The sequence below is a fragment of the Pantoea sp. JKS000250 genome, assembly GCF_003201065.1.
In the GTDB taxonomy this organism is placed as follows: domain Bacteria; phylum Pseudomonadota; class Gammaproteobacteria; order Enterobacterales; family Enterobacteriaceae; genus Pantoea; species Pantoea vagans.
On the sequence record NZ_QICZ01000001.1, the window covers coordinates 3,965,870 to 3,985,786 of the forward strand.

Here is a 19,917-nt window from a genome sequence, read left to right on the forward strand (position 1 = left end):
GTTCACCTCACCATTACTCGCTTAGCGAGTGTGATCGCGCGGCCGGGTGCAGCGGTGCTGCCGCCAGCACGCTGCCCGCCTGGCCCGCGATTTTAAGATTGTCTGCCAGCTTGCGCATCATCAGTGCATTGTCACGCGCATAAGGCGATGACTGAATCTGCTGATCCAGCAGCTGGCTCAGGTGCCAGTCGAGCTGCTGCAGATCGCGGGCACTGACCGTATCGGGCAGCGAGCGCTGCAAGTTTTGCAGCAGCCAGGCCCGTAAAAATTCGCCATCGTAATTGCGCGGCTGATAGAGCATCTGATAGGCGCGCAGCGCATTGCGGCTGTAGGCGTTATCATCACCCGGATCGTTGCGCAGAATATTAGTGATCTGCTGCGCCACGCGCGGCAGCAGCAAAGACTTAAGCGCATTTTGATAAAGCACCCAGGCGGCGTCGCTGACCTGACTGCCGCGATATAAGCCAGCCCGCATAGTAAGCGGCGGATTATCGAGAGAAAAACGTTCCGACAGCGGCAGCTTCACCAGGTTGTTCAGAAAGGGTAGCAGATCAAAAATATTATCAGCAGGCTGATGAATCACCTGCTGACTCTGCTCACGAATGGCCGGCACCCGTGCGGCCACCTGCTGCAGATAGTGCTGATTCTGGTAGTAGCTGATGCTCCACAGGCTGGAGGCAATCAGCAGCGCGCCTGCCAGCACGCCGTAGCCAATCCAGTGGAACAGCTGATTGCGATACTCCCAGCGGCGATTACTGCCCGCCAGTCCGCTCTCTTTAAAGATCAGATCGCTCAGCAGGTCACGAATAAAGAAGCTCTGGCCTTTGTTGCCGGGAATCGGACTGTTGCGGTTAACGCTGTCCCAGGCGGCAATCGAATGTTCGCCCGCCTGACGTAACTGCAGTTTACGGCTCAGTTCACCCATCACCCGATCAAACGGCAGGCCTTCCTGCGTACCGCTGGTAAAGAAGAGGCCGCGCGGGCTCCAGGCGACGGCATCCTGATGATCAGAGAAGACGATATCGAGATACTCGTTCAGCAGCGGGCGCAGTGAGGCGAACTCCTGCGGGAAGAGGAAGCATTCAGCGCGCTCATTCAGATCGCGCTCCTGGGTCATCTGCTCCGCCAGCTGCTGTTGTAGCTGCTCTTCCAGCCGCTGGAACTGCTGGCCAAAATGACGATGCCAGTCATCTTTGTGCGGCTTGCCCGTCTCACGGTTAAACGTAAAGCCCCAGATAGCGTCACGCCGCGCTTTATCGATGTTGCCAAAGTAGCTCATGAAGCCTTTCAGCAAATCGGTTTTGGTGACCATCACATAGACCGGGAAGTGAATACCGGTCTGCTGATGCAGTTCCGCCATACGCTCACGCAGCGCGCTGGCCTGGGCAAAACGCGCTTCGGCAGAATCGCTCAGCAGATCGGCCACGCTGATCGTCATGATGACACCGTTAATCGGCTGGCGGGTGCGATAGCGTTTCAGCAGATTGATAAAACTGTGCCACTCCGCGGCATCGCGCACGCGCTGGCTCTCCTGCAGCGCATACCGCCCCGCGGTATCAATCAGCACTGCGCTGTCGGTAAACCACCAGTCGCAGTTGCGGGTGCCGCCGACGCCACGAATCGCCTGTTTACCCAGCGTATCGGTCAGCGGGAAATCGAGGCCCGCATTAAACAGCGCGGTGGTTTTACCGGCACCGGGCGCACCCATCACCAGATACCAGGGCAACTGGTAGAGATAATTAGCATTAAAGCGCGAGAGCAGATTGCCGCTGTGACGACGGCCAAACTGCGTGCGTTTCAGCTGCATCGCTGCTTCGCTGAAGCGCTGATTAAGCCGCTCCTCAGTCATCTGACGTTCCGCCGGATCGTCGTTGCCCGCCAGCTGAAGCTGGGTCAGTAAGCGGCTGTTAAACCAGGCACGATAAAGTGACGGGATCAGCTGGAACAGGATCCAGAGAAAATAGAGAGCGCTCACGGTGAGCTGGCGAGGGAGCACCGGTTCCAGAGGACGCGACTCGCCCCATGTCCAGAACGGGCCCAGCATCCAGACCAGGCAGCTCAGCGCCGTGACGCCAATAAAGCTCCACAGCAGGCGATGCGTTAACAGCAGGCGAAGGGAAGCGCGCATTATTGTGCTCCTTGATGATTACTGAGCGTTTCAGGCGCGGCAAACAGGGTGATCTCAACGCGGCGGTTGCGGGTCCGGTTTTCGCTGCTGTCGTTGGGCAGCAGCGGGTCGCTGTCACCACGGCCTTCAGAGCGTACCGTATGACCGTCCTCCAGCTGCAGTTGCAACAGCTGGGTGATGGCACGGGCGCGGGCGAATGAGAACTCATAGCTGGAGGCAAAACGGCTGTTATCCACCGGATGATCGTCGGTAAATACGGACACCAGAATGGTGCCTTTGACATCTTTCATCGCGGTTGAGACGCGGGCCAGCAGCGCGCGGCCCACCGGGTTGATCACCGTGCCTTGCTCGGCAAACAGTTTGTCTGCGGGAATAATCACTTTACTGCCAAAGGCACCATCGCTGACTTCTAGCTGCCCGGCAGCGATCACATCGTTCAGTCGCTGACGCAGATCGAGCAGCGCCTGCGGAGAAGAGGGACGGCGGCCCGCAGTAATCTGCGGCAGCGGGGTCTGATAGATGGTGCGCAGCAGCGGTTCGGCAGCGTTGCCGAGCCGCCAGTTCAGGCCGCTGTAGATCAGGCAGCCGATGAGCGCGACCAGCATGGCGCAGGCCCAGAGCGGCACCATCGGGCGGGCGAGGGTACTGACCAGCGGATGCACCTCGACCAGCGGGGGTTGTGGGGTCTGGCGCTGGGCGCGCGTCTCGTCAATCAGGCTTTTCAGGCGCTTACGGATACCGTCGCACTGGGCGCGGCCATTTTCACTGCCGCGATAGCGGCCTTCATAGCCCAGCAGCAGGCAATATTGCACCACTTCCAGCAGCCAGAGATGTTGTTGCGGGCTTTGTGAAATGCGCGACAGCAGCTGAAAGAATTTCTCGCCGCCCCAGCTTTCATTGTGAAAGGTCACCAGCATGCCATTGCCCGACCAGACGCCACGCGTGCCCCAGGGGGTTTGCGCTGCGGCTTCGTCCAGCGCGCTGCAGATGCAGTAACGCGCGCCGATAATCATCTCAAACGGCAGCCCTGTCTGTTTACAGCGTTGTTCAAACTGGCGGATTTCATCGATCAGAGACTGGCGCAGACCCGCAGGGTCGTCATGGGTGGCTGCCCGACGAATCTGCACCACCGCATTCAGCAGTGGCGCCGCAGCCTGAAGTAATAGATTCTCATTGCCTGAGGGGGTCGCCTCACGCGCAGGGGATTCCACAGTCATTAATTCGTGATCTTCCAGCCAATGGCAAATCCCTGTACCCGCAGCACAGGACGGTGCTGCGGGCAATATGCGCCGGATTTCATATTCAGTCTAAGATCCAGGTCGCGGTATCGTTAGTCCGACAGGCTTTACTCGCGCCGCCGACAGCCACACAGACCTGTTTCGCTTTCCGCGGACGGGGACGATCGCTCTGCACCGTGGCATCGTAACGACTGCTCTCTACGCCCGCTTTTAACGGCACATAACCAATTAACGGGCCATCAGCCTGGTCAGCAATCGCCAGCCAGCTGTGCTCCACATTACCTAATACTTCAAACGGTTTACCCGTTTCGAGATAGCGAACGACTTTGCCGCCGTAATCCGGCGAGGTCATGACCGAGGCACCATAGAGCGCCCGCCAGGTCTGATTGACCGGCTCAAATTCAGTCGGTGCCGCGACAGCGTGTCGATGGACCAGTTTGACGCCGTTAATTTCGCTGGTGACCAGCGTATCGTCAGTGACGGGCGGCGGCGGGGCCTTACAGCCTGCCAGGGTAAGCACCGCCAGCAGCGTTAACGCAAGACTCTTTTTCACCATGTTCCTCGTGATCTCATCAAAGTATCTGCATATTACCAGGCCCGATGCAGGAGGCGCTGTTTTTCGCGCCGCATCGTGCCGAAAGTCTGTTTTTCAAAAAAAGTTCAGATTACATCAGGATAGTTACGCGTTTAGTCTACCTAAGACTTTTGAGAATTCAAACCATTGCACCCACTGGCGATGCGTGATAGCAGGCGCTTTCGGGGCAGGCTGCGATATAAGAAAAGCGCCAGACAATGTGATAGTTAAAGCGAACTGAATTATCGCAGAGACAAACTGGTTGAGAATATTGCCGCGCATTCTGACATGCAATGGATCCGATTGGAAACTATTAAGCATTTCTAATCGTTCGTTACCGATAAAATTTATCTCTTCACCCAAAGAATCTTATCAAAATCAGAATTTACGCGCCGGATATGTCCGCCTTTTTTCCGGAAAGCGGCACGCCTTTTGCTTCAGAAAAGTTTTAATGGCGGAGAGGTGAACCATGGATGCCCTGATCTGGCTGCAGGCATCGCGTGACAGCGATATTGCCAGCCTGCAACGGCTGCTTAAGACCGGCGAACTGATGGCTGCCGTCAGTGAGCTGGTTCATCGGCTGCAGCGGGAACGCGGCGCAAACAATCTCTGGATCTGCTCCGGTGGCACGCTGTTCAGCACCGAGCGTCACGCCCGTCAGCAGGAGGTCAGCGCCGGCCTGCACCATTTCTATCAGGCGCTGCCGTCCGCCACCGCACAGCCCGGTTTCAGTCGTTTCTGCAACCTGATTGCGGCTGCCCTGCAGGCGCTGGCGGAATTACCGCTGCTGCGTCAGCAAATCAGCCAGCATGAGCGGGATCAGGCGGCGGCGATGGCGGCATTTAATCAGGTTATCCGCACCTTACTTAATCTGGTTTTTGAGGCAGCCGACACCGCCAGCGATCCCGATATCTCGCGTGCACTGATCGCGCTGTTCAGCTTTATGCAGGGCAAAGAGCTGGCAGGTCAGGAGCGGGCCATCGGTTCTGCTGGCTTTGCGGCGCGGCAGTTCACGCCTGAGCAGCGCAGCCAGATGGTGGCGCTGATTGCGGCTCAGGAGCAGAGCTTTACCACCTTCCGGGAGTTTGCCGACAGCGCCGCCTGTGAAAGCTGGCAGCCATTGTCTCAGGCCAGCCGGGATATCGAACGGCTGCGGCGCATCGCCTGCACCGGTAGCCAGTATGATGAAACCGGCGCGCTGGAGTGGTTTTCCCTGCTCTCCGAGCGTCTGGACCAGATGAAAACGCTGGAGGATGCCCTGACGGCCACGCTGATGCAGCGCTGTCGTGAGGCGATTAAGCAGGCGCAGCAACAGGCGGCATCGCCGGTCGTGCAGAGTGACAGCAACTTCTCGCTCTACGTCTGCGGAGCTGACTGGCTGCCTGGCGCGTCAACGCTCAGCAGTGACGGGCTGGCCCCGCAGCTCGGGCGCTCGGTGCTGTCGCTGATTGGTGAGCAGTCACAGCGCCTGCAGCAGCAGGCAGATGAGCTGGCATCGATGCGCGCTTCACTCGACGAGCGACGAGTAATCGATCAGGCCAAACACTGGCTGATGCAGCAGCAGGGATTCACCGAAGAGGCCGCCTGGCAGGCGCTGCGCAAAAGTGCGATGAATCAGAATAAGCGCGTACTGGAGATCGCGCAGGCAGTGCTGGCCGTCGCGAAGACCCTGAGCAACTAACCCGGACGAGGTAGCTGCACAACCTTTGTGCGTGATCTGCGTCAGAAACGTGCAAAGAAGGTTAATTATTCAGCAGCGCATCACCGCACGTCGGCTTTAACGCGGCTCCAGCGATCTGGCACACCCTTTGCTTTAACCCTATAGAGAGTACGCATTGCTCCCGCCAATGGCGGTGGGGTCAGTGCTTTGGATAAAGGCGTCCATCCGCAGGCTTCGGCTTGTCGGAGGACGCCTTTTTTTATTTCTGTTCAGGGGCAACATGATGAGCAAAACGCCATTTTCACTGACACGACGTCAGGCGCTGATCTCCGGTGCAGCGTTGGGTGCGGCCTGGATCGTGCCGGGATTACGAAATGCAGTCTGGGCAGCAGGCTCGGATGCGCCAGAAAAGGCGCAGGTGCGGGTTGGCTTTATCCCACTCACCGACTGCGCGCCGGTCGTCATGGCGTCGGTAAAGGGCTTCGACAAAAAGTATGGCCTGACATTGCAGGTCAGCAAAGAGGCAAGCTGGGCGGCGGTGCGCGACAAACTGACCTCCGGCGAGCTGGATGCGGCCCATGTGCTTTACGGCATGATCTACGCGCTGCAGCTTGGCGTAGCGGGGCCGCAGCACGACATGGCGAACCTGATGACGCTCAATCACAACGGCCAGGCGATCACTCTGTCGAACCAGCTGAAAGCCAGTGGCGTTACCGATGCGGCCAGCCTGAAAAAAGCCGTTGATGGCAGCCCCAAAGGCAGCCTGACCTTCGCCCACACCTTTCCTACCAGTACGCACGCCATGTGGCTCTACTACTGGCTGGCGAATGCCGGCATTCATCCGTTTGACGATGTGCGCACCGTGGTCGTGCCGCCGCCGCAGATGGTGATGAACATGAAGATTGGCAACATGAGCGGCTACTGCGTCGGCGAGCCGTGGAACCAGCGTGCCATCAGCGACAACATCGGTTTTACCGCCGCCACCAGCCAGCAGATCTGGCCGGAGCATCCGGAAAAGGTGCTTGGCACCCGTGCACAGTGGGTGAAAGAGAATCCCAATACGGCCCGCGCGCTGACTGCCGCGGTGCTGGAGGCGGCGCGCTGGATCGATGCCTCAGACGATAACCGCCGTGAAACCGCACAGGTGTTAGCCGGTCGAGCCTGGATCAACACCAAAGTGGAGACGCTGCAGGGGCGGATGCTTGGTCAGTACGAGAACGGGCTGGGACAGTCGTGGCAGGACGCGCATCCGATGCGCTTCTTCGACAACGGCAACGTCAGTTTTCCGTGGCTCTCAGATGGCATGTGGTTCCTGACTCAGATGAAACGCTGGGGACTGCTCACCAGCGATCCCGATTACCTCGCCGTGGCCCGCCAGATCAACCGCATCGACATCTACAAACAGGCCGCCAGCGCCGTCGGGCAGATTGCCTTGCCCGCCAGTGAGATGCGCAGCAGCACCCTGATCGACGGCAAAGTCTGGGATGGCAGCAATCCTGCTGCCTACGCCGCCAGTTTCGCTATCAAACGTTAAGAGAGGTTGCCATGAAAACTGACGCGCGCGCCCTGGCGCAGCCGGAGCAAACCCCCGGCAGTGCCACCGTTATTCCGCTACAGATCACCCCGAAAGCCGCAGTTCGTCCGGCGCGGCTGCGTCCGCTGTTGCAGCGCGCCATTCCCGCCGCGGGCGGCCTGCTGCTGATGTGGCTGGTGTGGCAGCTCGCGGCGCTGTCCGAACCCTCGTTTCCCTCGCCTTATGCCACCTGGCAGGCCGCGCAGGTGCTGTTTGCTGACCCGTTCTACAGCAATGGCCCCAACGATCAGGGCATCGGCTGGAACGTGCTGGCCTCGCTGCAGCGCGTCGCCATCGGCTTCGGCCTTGCCGCGCTGGTGGGCATCCCGGCGGGTTTTCTGCTGGGGCGCTTTACCTTTATGGCGCGGATGTTCAATCCGATTATCGCCCTGCTGCGGCCGGTCAGTCCGCTGGCCTGGCTGCCAATTGGACTGCTGCTGTTTCAGCGCGCCGAACCTGCCGCCAGCTGGACCATTTTCATCTGTTCCATCTGGCCGATGATCATCAATACCGCTGAAGGGGTGCAGCGTATTCCGCAGGATTACCTCAACGTGGCGCGGGTGCTACAGCTCTCTGAATGGACGGTGATGCGCCGGATCCTGCTGCCCGCCGTGCTGCCTGCGGTGCTCACCGGGGTGCGTCTCTCTATCGGCATTGCCTGGCTGGTGATTGTCGCCGCCGAAATGCTGACCGGCGGGCTGGGGATTGGCTTCTGGATCTGGAACGAGTGGAACAACCTCAACGTGGCAAACATTCTGATTGCCATCCTGATTATCGGCGTCGTCGGGCTGCTGCTGGAGCAGGCGCTGATGCTGCTGGTCCGTCGTTTCAGCTGGGAAAAATAAGGAGAACACCATGCAACACATTATTCGCGTTCAGCAGGTGAGCCAGCGTTTCAACACCGCCAGCGGCGACTTTCTGGCACTGGACAACGTCAGTTTTGATATCCACGAAGGGGAAACCCTGAGCCTGATCGGCCACTCCGGCTGCGGCAAATCGACACTGCTCAACCTGATTGCCGGATTAACCCGTCCCAGCAGCGGTGTACTGCTGTGTGATAACCGCGAAATCACCGGACCTGGCCCGGAGCGTGCGGTGGTGTTTCAGAACCATTCGCTGCTGCCGTGGCTGACGGCATTTCAGAACGTCGAACTGGCGGTGCAGCAGGTGTTTAAAGGGCGTTTCAGCAAAGCGGAGATGCGCGACTGGATCGAGCACAACCTTAATCGGGTGCAGATGAGCCACGCCATGCACAAGCGGCCTGGCGAAATCTCCGGCGGCATGAAGCAGCGTGTCGGCATTGCGCGGGCGCTGGCGATGAAGCCGCGCGTGCTGCTGCTGGATGAGCCATTCGGCGCGCTGGATGCCTTAACCCGCGCCCACCTGCAGGACAGCGTGATGCGCATTCAGCAGGATCTGAATACCACCATTGTGCTGATCACCCATGACGTGGATGAAGCGGTGCTGCTCTCCGATCGGGTGCTGATGATGACCAACGGCCCGGCGGCACAGGTCGGGGAGATCCTCACCGTCGATCTGCCGCGACCGCGCTCGCGGGTGGCGCTGGCGGATGAGCCGCGCTATCACCAGCTGCGCCAGAAAGTGCTGCATTTCCTCTATGAAAAACAGACCACGGCAGCGTAAGGAGCAGACCATGAGGCAACGGTTGCTGGTGATAGGCAATGGCATGGCGGGGATGCAGATGGTGGAGAGCCTGCTGCAGCGTGCGCCTCAGCGTTACGCCATTACGGTCATTGGCCGCGAGCCGCACGGCAACTACAACCGCGTGCTGCTGTCGCCGGTGCTGGCGGGTGAAAAGTCCTTCACTGACACCCTGATCCACGATCGCGACTGGTATCAGCGGCACGGCGTGACGCTGCTGAACGGTGAAACCGTGCAGCAGGTCGATCTGGCGGCGCGGACGGTGCAGACCGATCAGCGCCAGCTCGACTGGGATCGGCTGGTGTTTGCCACCGGATCGCAGCCCCGTCTGCCCGCGATTCCCGGCATCGACGCAGAGTGCGTCATGGGTTTTCGCAGCATCGCCGACGTCCGGCGACTGCTGGCGGGCCAGGGACCGGTAGTGATCCTGGGCGGCGGCTTTCTCGGTATTGAAGCGGCGGCGGCACTCCGCGCCCGAGGACGTGAGGTGACGCTGGTGCACCATAAACCCTGGCTGCTGGATCGCCAGCTGGATGCAAAAGCGGGTGAGCTGCTGCTGGCGGCCTTAGCGCAGCGCGGTATCCACTGCGAACTGAACAGCGGACTGTCGGCGATTGACGAGGCGGGCGTGACGCTAACCTGCGGGCGTCACTGCGCCGCCACGCAGGTGGTGATTGCCATCGGTGTTCAGCCAGAGGTCACGCTGGCGCAGGCGGCAGGGCTACCGTGTCAGCGCGGCATTCTGGTCGATGGTCAGCTGCGCAGCGCCATTCCCGATGTTTACGCCGTGGGCGAGTGCTGCGAAATCGCGGGCGAAACCTTTGGCCTGGTCGCGCCCTGCCTGGCGCAGGCACAGATTCTGGCGGCGCAGCTGGCGGGATCGCCGCTGGCAGATTTCGTCAGTGAGCCGCTGGCGACGCGGCTCAAAGTCAGCGGCATTTCGCTGTTCAGCGCCGGCGACGTCAGCGAGGCACCCTCCATCAGCAGTTTTGATCCGCTCTCCGGCGACTACCGCCGCCTTTTTCTCCGTCAGGGCCGCCTCTGTGGCGTGCTGCTCTCCGGCGACACCCGGCAGGGCGCGTCGCTGCTGGAACGTCTGCAGCGCGCCGACTCTGTCACGCTCGATGCCCTGTTCGATCACGATCAACCTGAACCGCAGCCACAGGCTGCAGAGAGTCCTGAGATGAGTAAACCGGTTTTAGCCGTCATTGGTCACGGCATGGTCAGTCACCACTTTCTTGAACAGCTGGTTGCCCGTGAACTGCATCAGCACTATCACATCGTGGTTTATGGCGAGGAGCGCCAGCAGGCTTACGATCGGGTGCATCTGTCAGACTATTTCAACGGTAAAACGGCCGGCGATCTGTCGCTGGTCGGCACAGACTTCTTTGCCCTGCACGGTATTGAACTGCGCAGCGGCTGCACAGTAGTGACGATCAATCGCCAGCAGCGCAGCCTGCGTGACAGCGCGGGCAATGAGCTGGCGTGGGATAAGCTGGTGCTGGCGACCGGCTCACGCGCGTTCGTCCCGCCGGTGCCGGGCCACGACGGCGAACGCTGTTTTGTCTATCGCACGCTGGATGATCTGGATGCCATTGCCGCCTGCGCCCGTCATAGCCAGCGCGGTATCGTGATTGGCGGCGGCCTGCTGGGTCTGGAGGCGGCGAATGCGCTGCGGCAGCTCGGGCTGGAGACGCATGTGGTGGAGTTTGCACCACGCCTGATGGCGGTGCAGCTCGATGAGGGTGGGGCGCTGATGCTGCGTCAGAAGATCGATGCGCTGGGCGTGACGGTTCATACCTCAAAACAGACCGAGCTGATTGAGCAGCAGCCCGACGGCAGCGTGGTGCTGCGTTTTGCTGACGGCAGCCATTTACCCGGCGACCTGGTGCTGTTCTCCGCCGGTATCCGTCCGCGCGATGAGCTGGCGCGCGAGGCGGGCCTGACGCTCGGGCCGCGCGGCGGCATTGAGATTAACGATCGCTGTCAGACCAGTGATGACGACGTGTTTGCCATTGGTGAATGCGCGCTGTGGAACGGTCAGATCTTTGGCCTGGTCGCGCCGGGCTATCAGATGGCGCGTGTGCTGGCCGGACATCTGGCGGCTGAACCGGCTGCCTTCAGCGGCGCGGACATGAGCACCAAACTGAAACTGCTGGGCGTGGAAGTGGCGTCGTTCGGTGATGCCCATGGCCGCACGGCGGGCAGTCAGCACTATCACTGGACCGACGGGCCAAAAGGCATTTACAGGAAAATCGTGGTCTCTGCGGAGGGCACCCGACTGCTGGGCGGCGTGCTGGTCGGGGACAGCAGCGATTACGCCACGCTGCTGCAGATGATGCTCAACGATTTACCCTTGCCTGCCGCGCCGGAGAGCCTGATCCTGCCTGCGCTGGCCGGTGCGCCGAAAGCGTCAGGGGTCGCGGCGTTGCCCGACAGCGCCCAGGTCTGCTCCTGTCACAACGTCAGCAAGGGAGATATCTGCGAGGCGGTGAAAGGCGGATGCGGTGAGATGAGCAGCATCAAAAGCTGCACCAGAGCGGCCACCGGCTGCGGCGGCTGTGCGGCGCTGGTGAAGCAGGTGATGGAGTTTCAGCTGGAAACTCTCGGCGTCGAGGTGAAAAAAGATGTCTGCGACCACTTCAGTTATTCACGGCAGGAGCTTTATCACCTGGTACGGGCCGGTGAGTTCAGAACCTTTGATGCGCTGCTGGCCTCACACGGCAGGGGTCAGGGCTGTGAAGTGTGCAAGCCGCTGGTGGGGTCGATTCTTGCCTCCTGCTGGAACGACTATCTGCTGAAACCGGCGCACCTGCCGCTACAGGATACCAACGACCGCTACTTCGCCAACATCCAGAAAGATGGCACCTATTCGGTGGTGCCGCGCGTTCCGGCGGGTGAAATCACGCCACAGGGGCTGATCGCCATCGGTGAAGTGGCGGCGCGTTATGACCTCTACACCAAAATCACCGGCGGGCAGCGTATCGACCTGTTTGGCGCGCGGCTCGATCAGCTGCCCGCTATCTGGCAGACGCTGCTTGAGGCCGGTTTTGAAACCGGTCACGCCTACGGCAAGTCGCTGCGCACCGTGAAGTCCTGTGTCGGATCGACCTGGTGCCGCTACGGCGTGCAGGATTCGACCGCCTTCGCCATCGCGCTGGAGAACCGTTACAAGGGACTTCGCGCCCCGCATAAGATCAAGATGGCGGTTTCGGGCTGTACGCGCGAGTGTGCGGAAGCGCAGAGCAAAGATATCGGCGTGATCGCCACCGAAAAGGGCTGGAACCTCTATGTCTGCGGCAATGGCGGCATGAAGCCGCGCCATGCCGACCTGTTCGCCAGCGACCTCGACGATGCCACGCTGCTGCGCTATGTCGATCGCCTGCTGATGTTCTATATCCGTACGGCTAATCGTCTGCAGCGCACCAGCGTCTGGCTGGACAATCTGGAAGGCGGTCTCGAGTACCTGCGCCAGGTGGTGATTGAGGATAGCCTTGGGCTGGGTGAGACGCTGGAGCTGGAGATGCAGCGGGTGGTTGACGCCTGGCAGTGTGAGTGGCAGACCACGCTGGCGGACCCGTCGCGGCTCGCACTGTTTACGCCGACGATCAACAGCGAGCAGCCCGATGAAACCCTGCACTACAGCCGGGTACGCGGCCAGCGGCAGCCTGAAGCCGTGGCTGCGCGCCCGCTGCTGCAGCTGCCCGCCGAGCCGTGGAGCGCCGTCTGCGCACTGGAGGCGATTCCGCCAGAAGCGGGGATCGGGGCGCGGCTCGGCAGCGAACGTGTTGCGCTGTTCCGCTTTGGCGACGCGTTCTATGCGCTGGAGGATCGTGAACCCGGCAGCGATGCCAGCGTGCTGTCGCGCGGGATTCTGGGTGACGTCGGCGGCGAGCCGGTGGTGATCTCTCCGCTCTACAAGCAGCGGGTGCGGCTGCGTGACGGGCAGAGTCTGGATAATCCGCAGCATCAGCTGCGCTGCTGGCCGGTGAAGCTGGAAGCGGGGCAGATCTGGCTGGCAAACCGTCCGCAAAATCCGCTGGCGCAGGCATCATGAACAGTACCTGTCCCTATTGCGGCGTCGGCTGTGGCGTCTGCGTCACGCCGCAGGGCAATCATCAGGCATCGGTGATCGGCGATCCGCACCATCCCGCCAACGCAGGCCGGTTATGCGTTAAGGGCGCGGCGCTGGGCGAGACGCTGACGCCACAGGGGCGTCTTCTTACCGCTCAGGTTAACGGCCAGCCGGTCAGCCTGGATGCGGCGCTGGATGCGGCAGCGGCAGGATTACGGGCGGTGATCGATCAGCATGGTCCGCAGGCGGTGGCGTTTTACGGTTCAGGCCAGTTGCTGACCGAGGATTACTACGTTGCCAATAAGCTGATGAAGGGCTACATCGGTGCCGCCAATATCGATACCAATTCGCGGCTCTGTATGGCATCAGCCGTAGTCGGTTATAAGCGGGCGCTGGGGGCCGATGCGGTGCCCTGCTGTTATGAGGATCTGGAGCAGGCCGATCTGGTTTTGCTGGTGGGGTCCAATGCTGCCTGGGCGCATCCGGTGGTCTGGCAGCGGCTGATGCAGGCGAAGCAGCAGCGACCGGCGATGTGCATAGTCGTTATCGATCCGCGCCGCACGGCCAGTTGTGATCAGGCCGATCTGCATCTGCCACTGCGTCCCGGCAGCGATTCGGCGTTGTTTTCCGGTCTGCTGCACTGGCTGGCGCAGAACGATGGCCTTGATGCCAGCATGCTGCCGCACCTGAATGGCGTGAGTGAAACCCTGGCCGCCGCCGCGCAGTGGGATGTCGCGCGGGTCGCAGAGACCTGTGATTTAACGGAACAGCAGGTGATGCACTTTTTCCGGCTGGTCAGCCAGCACGATCGGGTGCTGACGCTGTGGTGCATGGGGATTAATCAGTCCGCCACTGGCAGCGACAATAACCAGGCGATTCTTAACCTGCATCTGCTGACAGGTAAAATAGGCAGTGCGGGCTGCGGGCCTTTTTCGCTGACCGGACAGCCAAATGCCATGGGCGGTCGCGAAGTGGGCGGTCTGGCGAACCAGCTGGCGGCGCACATGAGTTTTACTGACGAGGATTGCGACCGGGTGCAGCGTTTCTGGCGCAGCCCGGCGATGGCCCGCCAGCCGGGGCTGATGGCGCTGGATCTCTTCAGGGCGATTGCCGAAGGCGAGGTGAAGGCGGTGTGGATTATGGGCACCAATCCGGCGGTGTCGATGCCGGAGGGCAATCGCGTGGCGCAGGCGCTGGCGGCCTGTCCGCTGGTCATTGTCTCAGATGTGATGGCGCAGACCGATACCAGCGCCTTTGCCGATATTCTGCTGCCCGCCCAGGGCTGGGGCGAGAAGAACGGCACGGTCACCAATTCAGAGCGACGTATTTCGCGGCAGCGCGCCTTTGCCGCCGCACCAGGTGATACCCGGCCTGACTGGTGGCTGCTGGCGCAGGTGGCGCAGCGGTCAGGATTCCGTGAGGGATTTAACTGGCAGCATCCGTCGGAGATTTTCTGCGAGCACGCGGCGCTGTCGGGGTTTGAGAACGGCGGTCAGCGGGCGTTTGATATCAGCGGGCTGGCGCAGTTGAGCCAGGCCGAATGGGATGCGCTGCGTCCGGTTCAGTGGCCGGTAAATGCTGCTCATCCGCAGGGCTGTGCGCGGTTGTTTGGCGATCGCCGCTTTTTTCACCCTGACGGCAAAGCCCGGCTGCTTGTCCCGGCCACGCCTGCCTTAACCCCGCGTGATGCGGCTTATCCGCTATTGATGAACAGCGGTCGGGTGCGCGATCAGTGGCATACCATGACGCGCACCGGACTGGTGCCGCGTCTGATGCAGCATTGTGATGAGCCATTTGTGGCGCTGCATCCGGCTGACGCTGAGCAGTATGGCGTGACGGCAGGCGGTCTGGCACGGGTGCAGTCGGTGCAGGGCTGGATCAGTGCGCGGGTGCGCGCTGATGCCGGCATACGGCGCGGTGAGCTGTTTGTGCCGATGCACTGGAACCGGCAGTTCAGTGAGCAGAGTCACGTCGATATGCTGGTCGCCGCCCGCGCCTGTCCGTTTTCAGGGCAGCCTGCGCTGAAGCAGACGCCGGTCCGGATTCTGCCGCTGGCGGTGAGCTGGCAGGGCTGGTTGTGGCAGCGCGGGATTACGCAGCCCGCAGGATTACGTTACTGGTCGCGTGCGCCCTATGCGGCGGTGCAGCGTTATGCGGTAGCAGGCGAGGGATCGCCGCAGGCGTGGCTGGCCGGGCAGGTTGATGTGTCAGGCTGTGACCTGCAGCTCGCCACCGGCAGCGGCAATGATTACCGGCTGCTGGCATGGCATGACGGCGAGTTACAGCTGGCGTTTTATGCCGGATCTATGTTGCCGTCGATTGATAGTGCATTTGTCGCGACGGCCTTTGCGGATGCGCCGCAGGACGCTGCCGGGCGGCACAGCGTGCTGGCGGGCCAGTCGGCGCAGCGCAGCGCGGCAGGCCGGATTATCTGTAGCTGTATGGCGGTGGGTGAACAGACGATTTTGCAGGCGATAGCGCAGGGGTGTCGAACCACTCAGGCATTGGGCCGGAAGCTGAAGTGCGGCACGCAGTGTGGCTCCTGTATTCCGGAGCTGAAGCAGCTTTTGTTGTCAGACGTGGTTGTGGAGGAATGATGACGCGAGCAATTGATTCTCTGGATAAGTTACTGGCCCCTGCCGGGGTGGCAAAGCCGCAGGGTGCGGTGTGGCTGGTGGGCGCAGGCCCTGGCGATGTGGAGTTGCTGACGGTGAAGGCGTTGCGGTTGCTGCAGCGGGCTGAAGTCGTGGTGTATGACCGGCTGGTGAGTGAAGCGGTGATGGCGGAAGTACCGGAGAGCGCGTTATGCGTTGACGTAGGTAAGCAGCCGGGGCAGCACGGATTGAAGCAGGCGCAGATTAATCAGCTGCTGGTGGATCTGGCGCGCAGCGGGCGCAATGTGATCCGGCTGAAGGGAGGCGATCCGTTTATTTTTGGGCGCGGTGGCGAGGAGATGGTGAGTCTGCAGGAGGCCGGGATTCGCTGTGAGGTAGTGCCGGGGATTACGGCGGCGGTGGGCTGTGCGGCGGCCAGCGGGATTCCGCTGACGCATCGGGATTGTGCGCAGTCGCTGCGGTTGATTACCGGCCATGGCCGGAGTGGCGAGCCGCAGCTGGATGCAGCCGCGCTGTCGGCGGTGAATCAGACGCTGGTGTTTTATATGGGATTGAGCTGGAGTGCGTCGATCAGTGCGCAGTTGCAGGCGCAGGGGCGTGATCCGGAGACGCCGGTAGCGATTATTGAGAATGGAACCCGGCCGGATCAGCGGGTGTTGATTACCACGCTGGGTGGCCTGGCGGAGACGGTAGCGCAGGAGAAGCCGGTGTCGCCGTCGCTGCTGGTGGTGGGTGAGGTCGTGAGCTTTTATCGGGCGGATTTGCAGGTGCGGGGGGATGCGACGGTGAGCCGGTGCGACGTGCAGGAAGTCGGGTGCCTTGAGCAGGAAGTACGGTGCGTCGTGCAGGAAAAGCCTGCCTGATCGCAAAGGGATCCCGCATCCCTGCGGACTGGGCTCGCCCTCCCTGGCTCGCACACTTTGCTCTTCAGGCAGGCCATTCCTGCACGGCTGGCGATGGTGCGGAGGTTTTGCGGAAGCGGATCGCGATTAGGTGCAGGTAGGTTTGGGTGAGAAAGCAGGAATGATTTGAAGAGCCGGTGTGTCGTGCAGGAAGTACGGTGCGACGTGCAGGAAAAGCCTGCCTGATCGCAAAGGGATCCCGCATCCCTGCGGACTGGGCTCGCCCTCCCTGGCTCGCACACTTTGCTCTTCAGGCAGGCCATTCCTGCACGGTTGGCATTGGTGCGGGGTTTTGCTGGTTTGCTGAAATGGAGTGGAAATAGGGTGCGTCGTGCAGGAAAGGCCTGCCTGATCGCAAAGGGATCCCGCATCCCTGCGGACTGGGCTCGCCCTCCCTGGCTCGCACACTTTGCTCTTCAGGCAGGCCATTCCTGCACGGTTGGCATTGGTGCGGGGTTTTGCTGGTTTGCTGAAATGGAGTGGAAATAGGGTGCGTCGTGCAGGAAAGGCCTGCCTGATCGCAAAGGGATCCCGCATCCCTGCGGATTGGGCTCGCCCTCCCTGGCTCGCACACTTTGCTTTTCAGGCAGGCCATTCCTGCACGGTTAGCATTGGTGCGGGGTTTTGCGGGAACGGGTCTGAATTAGGTGCGGATGGTGAGCGCGCACGTGCCGGGATGTGGGGGCAGACCGGTGCGGTTTGCTTAGGCAGAAAATGCCTGCCTTGAAGAATCATTTTCGGAAAGACCGATGTGTCTGATTGTTCAGAAACTACTGAGGCTATAAACCGATGATGACTTTTATCTTTCCACGAATTTGCTGAAGTTCGCTTGCGGAAACGACACCTTTTTTCATGGCCCCCCTGACTTTCCAGGCGATGCTTTTTACCTGGTCGGATAGGGCAACGCTATCTTTCTCAGCGCTTATGGGAACTTCGAACGGATATCCCTTTGAATGCGTTGTGCAGGGTACACAGACACACATGCCGGTTTTATTGTTGTAAGCAAACGGGCTAAGAACAACAGCTGGCCTGTGACCTGCCTGCTCACTTCCTTTGGTCGGATCAAAATCCACCCAGATGATATCTCCGGCTTCAGGCACAAAACGGCTTACCATTTACCAAATCTCCTTCCCGACAGGCTCACCCCATTCAACCGGATCGTGCAGATTTTCTTCTGTCACGCCTTCAAGCAGTTCTGCAAGAGAGTAACCAACTTCCTGCTTTACAGGTTCAATAATGAGTTTTCCTTCAACCAAATCGATTTTTATTTCGTCATCAATATTAAGATTGAGTGCCTGCATCAATGTCGCCGGGATACGTATTGCTGGAGAGTTACCCCAGCGTTTAACATTTCCATGAATCATTTAACATGCCTCCAATACACAATGTAGATACATGCTAACGCAATATACATTGTATACACAAGTGGTGTGAGCCTGAACGTTGGGTATTGTCGTGTTTCGTAAGGTGCAGTGCACGTGCCAGGCTTCCTGCATAAAAAAAGCAGGAGCATTACATCGCCCGCTTCAGCGGCAGCGGGGCCACCAGCACTTTCACGCCTAAGGCTTCAAACGCTTTAACCTGCGCGGTGCTGATGCCGCTGTCGGTAATCAGGTAGTGGATGTTGCTCCAGTCACAGGGCAGCGCGAACATCGACACCTTGTCGATTTTGCTGGAGTCCGCCACCACGTAAACCGTGCTGGCTGATTTGATCATCGCCAGTTTGACCTTAATGTCCGTTTCGCTGGGGAAGCTCAGGCCCAGACGCGGTGAAATGCAGGCGGTGGCAAGAAAGAGTTTTTCGGCCAGCACATTTTCGAAAAAACTGGCCGCTTTCTCGCCCGAGGTGGAGAGCGTCGGGAACTTAAAGGTTCCGCCGGTCAGCAGGATATTAATGCCCGGCTCGCCGCCCAGTTTCAGGGCGATATTAACCGCCGTGGTCACCACCGATAAACGGCGGATATGGCTGATGGCGTCGGTAATCGCGGTGGTGGTGGTACCGGAATCGAAAATCACCGTGTCGCCATTTTCGATATGCTGCGCCGCCAGTCGGCCAATCGCCTCTTTCTCCTCCAGATGGGTCTGCCGCTCCAGCAGCATCGCGCCGGTATTCTGCTTGCCCGTCATCAGCGTTGCGCCACCGTGGTAGCGCTGCACAAACCCCTGTTTTTGCAGCATGCGCAGGTCGCTGCGTAATGTGGCTTCAGTCAGTCCAAAGGTCTCGGTCAGCGCTTTGACCGTGACCGTACCATCTTCACGGATCATCTCCAGAATTTTCTCGCGGCGTTGCTGCATGTCAGCGAACTGCTCACTTTTGCTTTTCAATCGAAATGCTCCCTTTTCCAGTAACCTGATGGCTCGGGCGAACAAGGTCTCTGTCGCTGAGTTTAACGCGCCATTTTTATGAATGCGAGATGACCTGAATTACCTTTGATTTTCGAACGAAAACAAATAATCCGCAGGTTATTGAATCTCTCAGGGTTTCCGGATTGCAGGCAGCAGGCTTTATTTCGGGACTGGAAGCCAGATCACGTCTTTTCAATCAGATAAGCCGCTTTGAACGGCAGATGGTCGAAATTTGATCTGCCCCACATATCATTTCTTTTCGATAGCTTATATTTTTGTTCGAAAATGATTGAGTCAGCGGCATCAGCAAAAATATGAGGGGAAGAGTGGGATGAGTGGTGAATATGACGTAAACCTGCGCTACGGCGTGGATACCGCAATGAACCTGGCCGGTAAGGTGGCGGTGGTGACTGGCGGGCTAGGCGGCATCGCGATGGCGACTAATGGCATGCTGCTGGAGAAGGGCGCGCGTCTGGCACTGCTCTATCCGCCGTTTGAAGCGGAGAAAGTTGCCAGTCTGCAGGCTGACTTCCCGGCCGATCGGGTGCAGTTTGTCTGCTGTGATGTCACCGCTCCCGCGTCGGTGGAAGAGGCGTTTGACGCGGTGGTTTCCCACTATGGCCGGATCGATATCCTGGTCAACTGCGCAGGCTACGTGATGCTGCAGCCGGTGATTGAGACCGATTTTGCCGAGTGGCAGAAGCAGATCGCGGTGAATCTCACCGGACCTTTCCTTTGCTCGCAGGCGGCCGCACGGCTGATGATTCGTGCCGGAGCGGGCGGCAAAATTATTAATATCGCCTCCCAGGCGGCGTCCATCGCGATCGACAACCATGTCGCCTACACCTCCGCCAAAGCGGGCCTGCTGGGCATGACCAAAGTGATGGCCAAAGAGTTTGCTCCGCACCGCATCAACGTGAATACCCTGTCGCCCACCGTGGTACTGACGCCGATGGGCGAGAAAGCCTGGCGAGGCGAGAAAGGCGAGCAGATGAAAAAGCTGATTCCGCTCGGTCGCTTTGCCTATACCGATGAGATCGCCGCCGCCGTGCTGTTCTTCGCCAGCAACGGCAGCGACATGATTACCGGCGCAGATTTGATGATCGATGGTGGCTTCACCATCTGGTAAGGCCAACCCAACACC

At 60.0% G+C, this 19,917-nt stretch carries 14 protein-coding genes; 8 read left to right on the forward strand and 6 right to left on the reverse strand.

What is annotated here, in order from left to right; translation table 11 throughout:
- Positions 1-13: 13 nt before the first annotated feature.
- The 3 genes from tssM to BY447_RS18780 all read right to left on the reverse strand — a co-directional run bounded on the left by tssM (position 14) and on the right by BY447_RS18780 (position 3,922).
- The gene (tssM, locus tag BY447_RS18770) at positions 14-2,128 is read right to left on the reverse strand and encodes a type VI secretion system membrane subunit TssM (protein WP_110331810.1); all 2,115 of its coding nucleotides are present in this window, start codon (positions 2,126-2,128) and stop codon (positions 14-16) included.
- Positions 2,128-3,345, reverse strand: a complete 1,218-nt coding sequence (gene icmH / locus BY447_RS18775) for a type IVB secretion system protein IcmH/DotU (protein ID WP_110331811.1) — start codon at positions 3,343-3,345, stop codon at positions 2,128-2,130. The genes tssM and icmH overlap by 1 nt, the downstream gene beginning before the upstream one ends.
- A gap of 85 nt (positions 3,346-3,430) precedes the next feature.
- Positions 3,431-3,922 (reverse strand): SH3 domain-containing protein, encoded by a 492-nt coding sequence (locus BY447_RS18780; protein WP_187266165.1) that lies wholly within the window; start codon positions 3,920-3,922, stop codon positions 3,431-3,433.
- Between the two features lie 487 nt (positions 3,923-4,409).
- Here BY447_RS18780 and BY447_RS18785 point away from each other — a divergent pair, with 487 nt between their 5' ends.
- The 7 genes from BY447_RS18785 to cobA all read left to right on the forward strand — a co-directional run bounded on the left by BY447_RS18785 (position 4,410) and on the right by cobA (position 16,388).
- Positions 4,410-5,621: a nitrate- and nitrite sensing domain-containing protein gene (locus BY447_RS18785; protein WP_110331812.1), complete on the forward strand. Its 1,212-nt coding sequence runs from the start codon at positions 4,410-4,412 to the stop codon at positions 5,619-5,621.
- A 262-nt stretch (positions 5,622-5,883) separates the two neighbouring features.
- Complete coding sequence (locus BY447_RS18790; RefSeq protein WP_061062302.1) at positions 5,884-7,134, forward strand: CmpA/NrtA family ABC transporter substrate-binding protein; 1,251 nt, start codon at positions 5,884-5,886, stop codon at positions 7,132-7,134.
- Between the two features lie 11 nt (positions 7,135-7,145).
- Entirely contained in the window at positions 7,146-8,018 is an 873-nt protein-coding gene (ntrB, locus tag BY447_RS18795) for a nitrate ABC transporter permease (RefSeq protein WP_033782889.1), read from the forward strand.
- Between the two features lie 10 nt (positions 8,019-8,028).
- Positions 8,029-8,817, forward strand: a complete 789-nt coding sequence (locus BY447_RS18800) for an ABC transporter ATP-binding protein (protein WP_110331813.1) — start codon at positions 8,029-8,031, stop codon at positions 8,815-8,817.
- 10 nt (positions 8,818-8,827) lie between these two features.
- A complete protein-coding gene (nirB, locus tag BY447_RS18805) occupies positions 8,828-12,892 on the forward strand; it encodes a nitrite reductase large subunit NirB (protein WP_110331814.1) in 4,065 nt (1,354 codons plus the stop codon).
- The gene (locus BY447_RS18810) at positions 12,889-15,507 is read left to right on the forward strand and encodes a molybdopterin-dependent oxidoreductase (protein WP_110331815.1); all 2,619 of its coding nucleotides are present in this window, start codon (positions 12,889-12,891) and stop codon (positions 15,505-15,507) included. The genes nirB and BY447_RS18810 overlap by 4 nt, the downstream gene beginning before the upstream one ends.
- Positions 15,507-16,388: a uroporphyrinogen-III C-methyltransferase gene (gene cobA, locus BY447_RS18815; RefSeq protein WP_110331816.1), complete on the forward strand. Its 882-nt coding sequence runs from the start codon at positions 15,507-15,509 to the stop codon at positions 16,386-16,388. Before BY447_RS18810 ends, cobA begins: the two co-directional genes overlap by 1 nt.
- An 818-nt stretch (positions 16,389-17,206) precedes the next feature.
- Here the strand turns inward: cobA and mazF are convergent.
- From mazF to BY447_RS18830, 3 genes are all read right to left on the reverse strand, one after another.
- Positions 17,207-17,542, reverse strand: coding sequence for an endoribonuclease MazF (mazF, locus tag BY447_RS18820; RefSeq protein WP_110331817.1), 336 nt, complete (start codon positions 17,540-17,542; stop codon positions 17,207-17,209).
- A complete protein-coding gene (mazE, locus tag BY447_RS18825; RefSeq protein WP_033782896.1) occupies positions 17,543-17,791 on the reverse strand; it encodes a type II toxin-antitoxin system antitoxin MazE in 249 nt (82 codons plus the stop codon). It lies immediately after the preceding gene.
- Positions 17,792-17,939: 148 nt separating this feature from the next.
- A complete protein-coding gene (locus BY447_RS18830) occupies positions 17,940-18,752 on the reverse strand; it encodes a DeoR/GlpR family DNA-binding transcription regulator (RefSeq protein WP_033782898.1) in 813 nt (270 codons plus the stop codon).
- Between the two features lie 352 nt (positions 18,753-19,104).
- Here BY447_RS18830 and BY447_RS18835 point away from each other — a divergent pair, with 352 nt between their 5' ends.
- Entirely contained in the window at positions 19,105-19,902 is a 798-nt protein-coding gene (locus BY447_RS18835; RefSeq protein WP_061062308.1) for a GolD/DthD family dehydrogenase, read from the forward strand.
- Positions 19,903-19,917 lie beyond the last annotated feature (15 nt).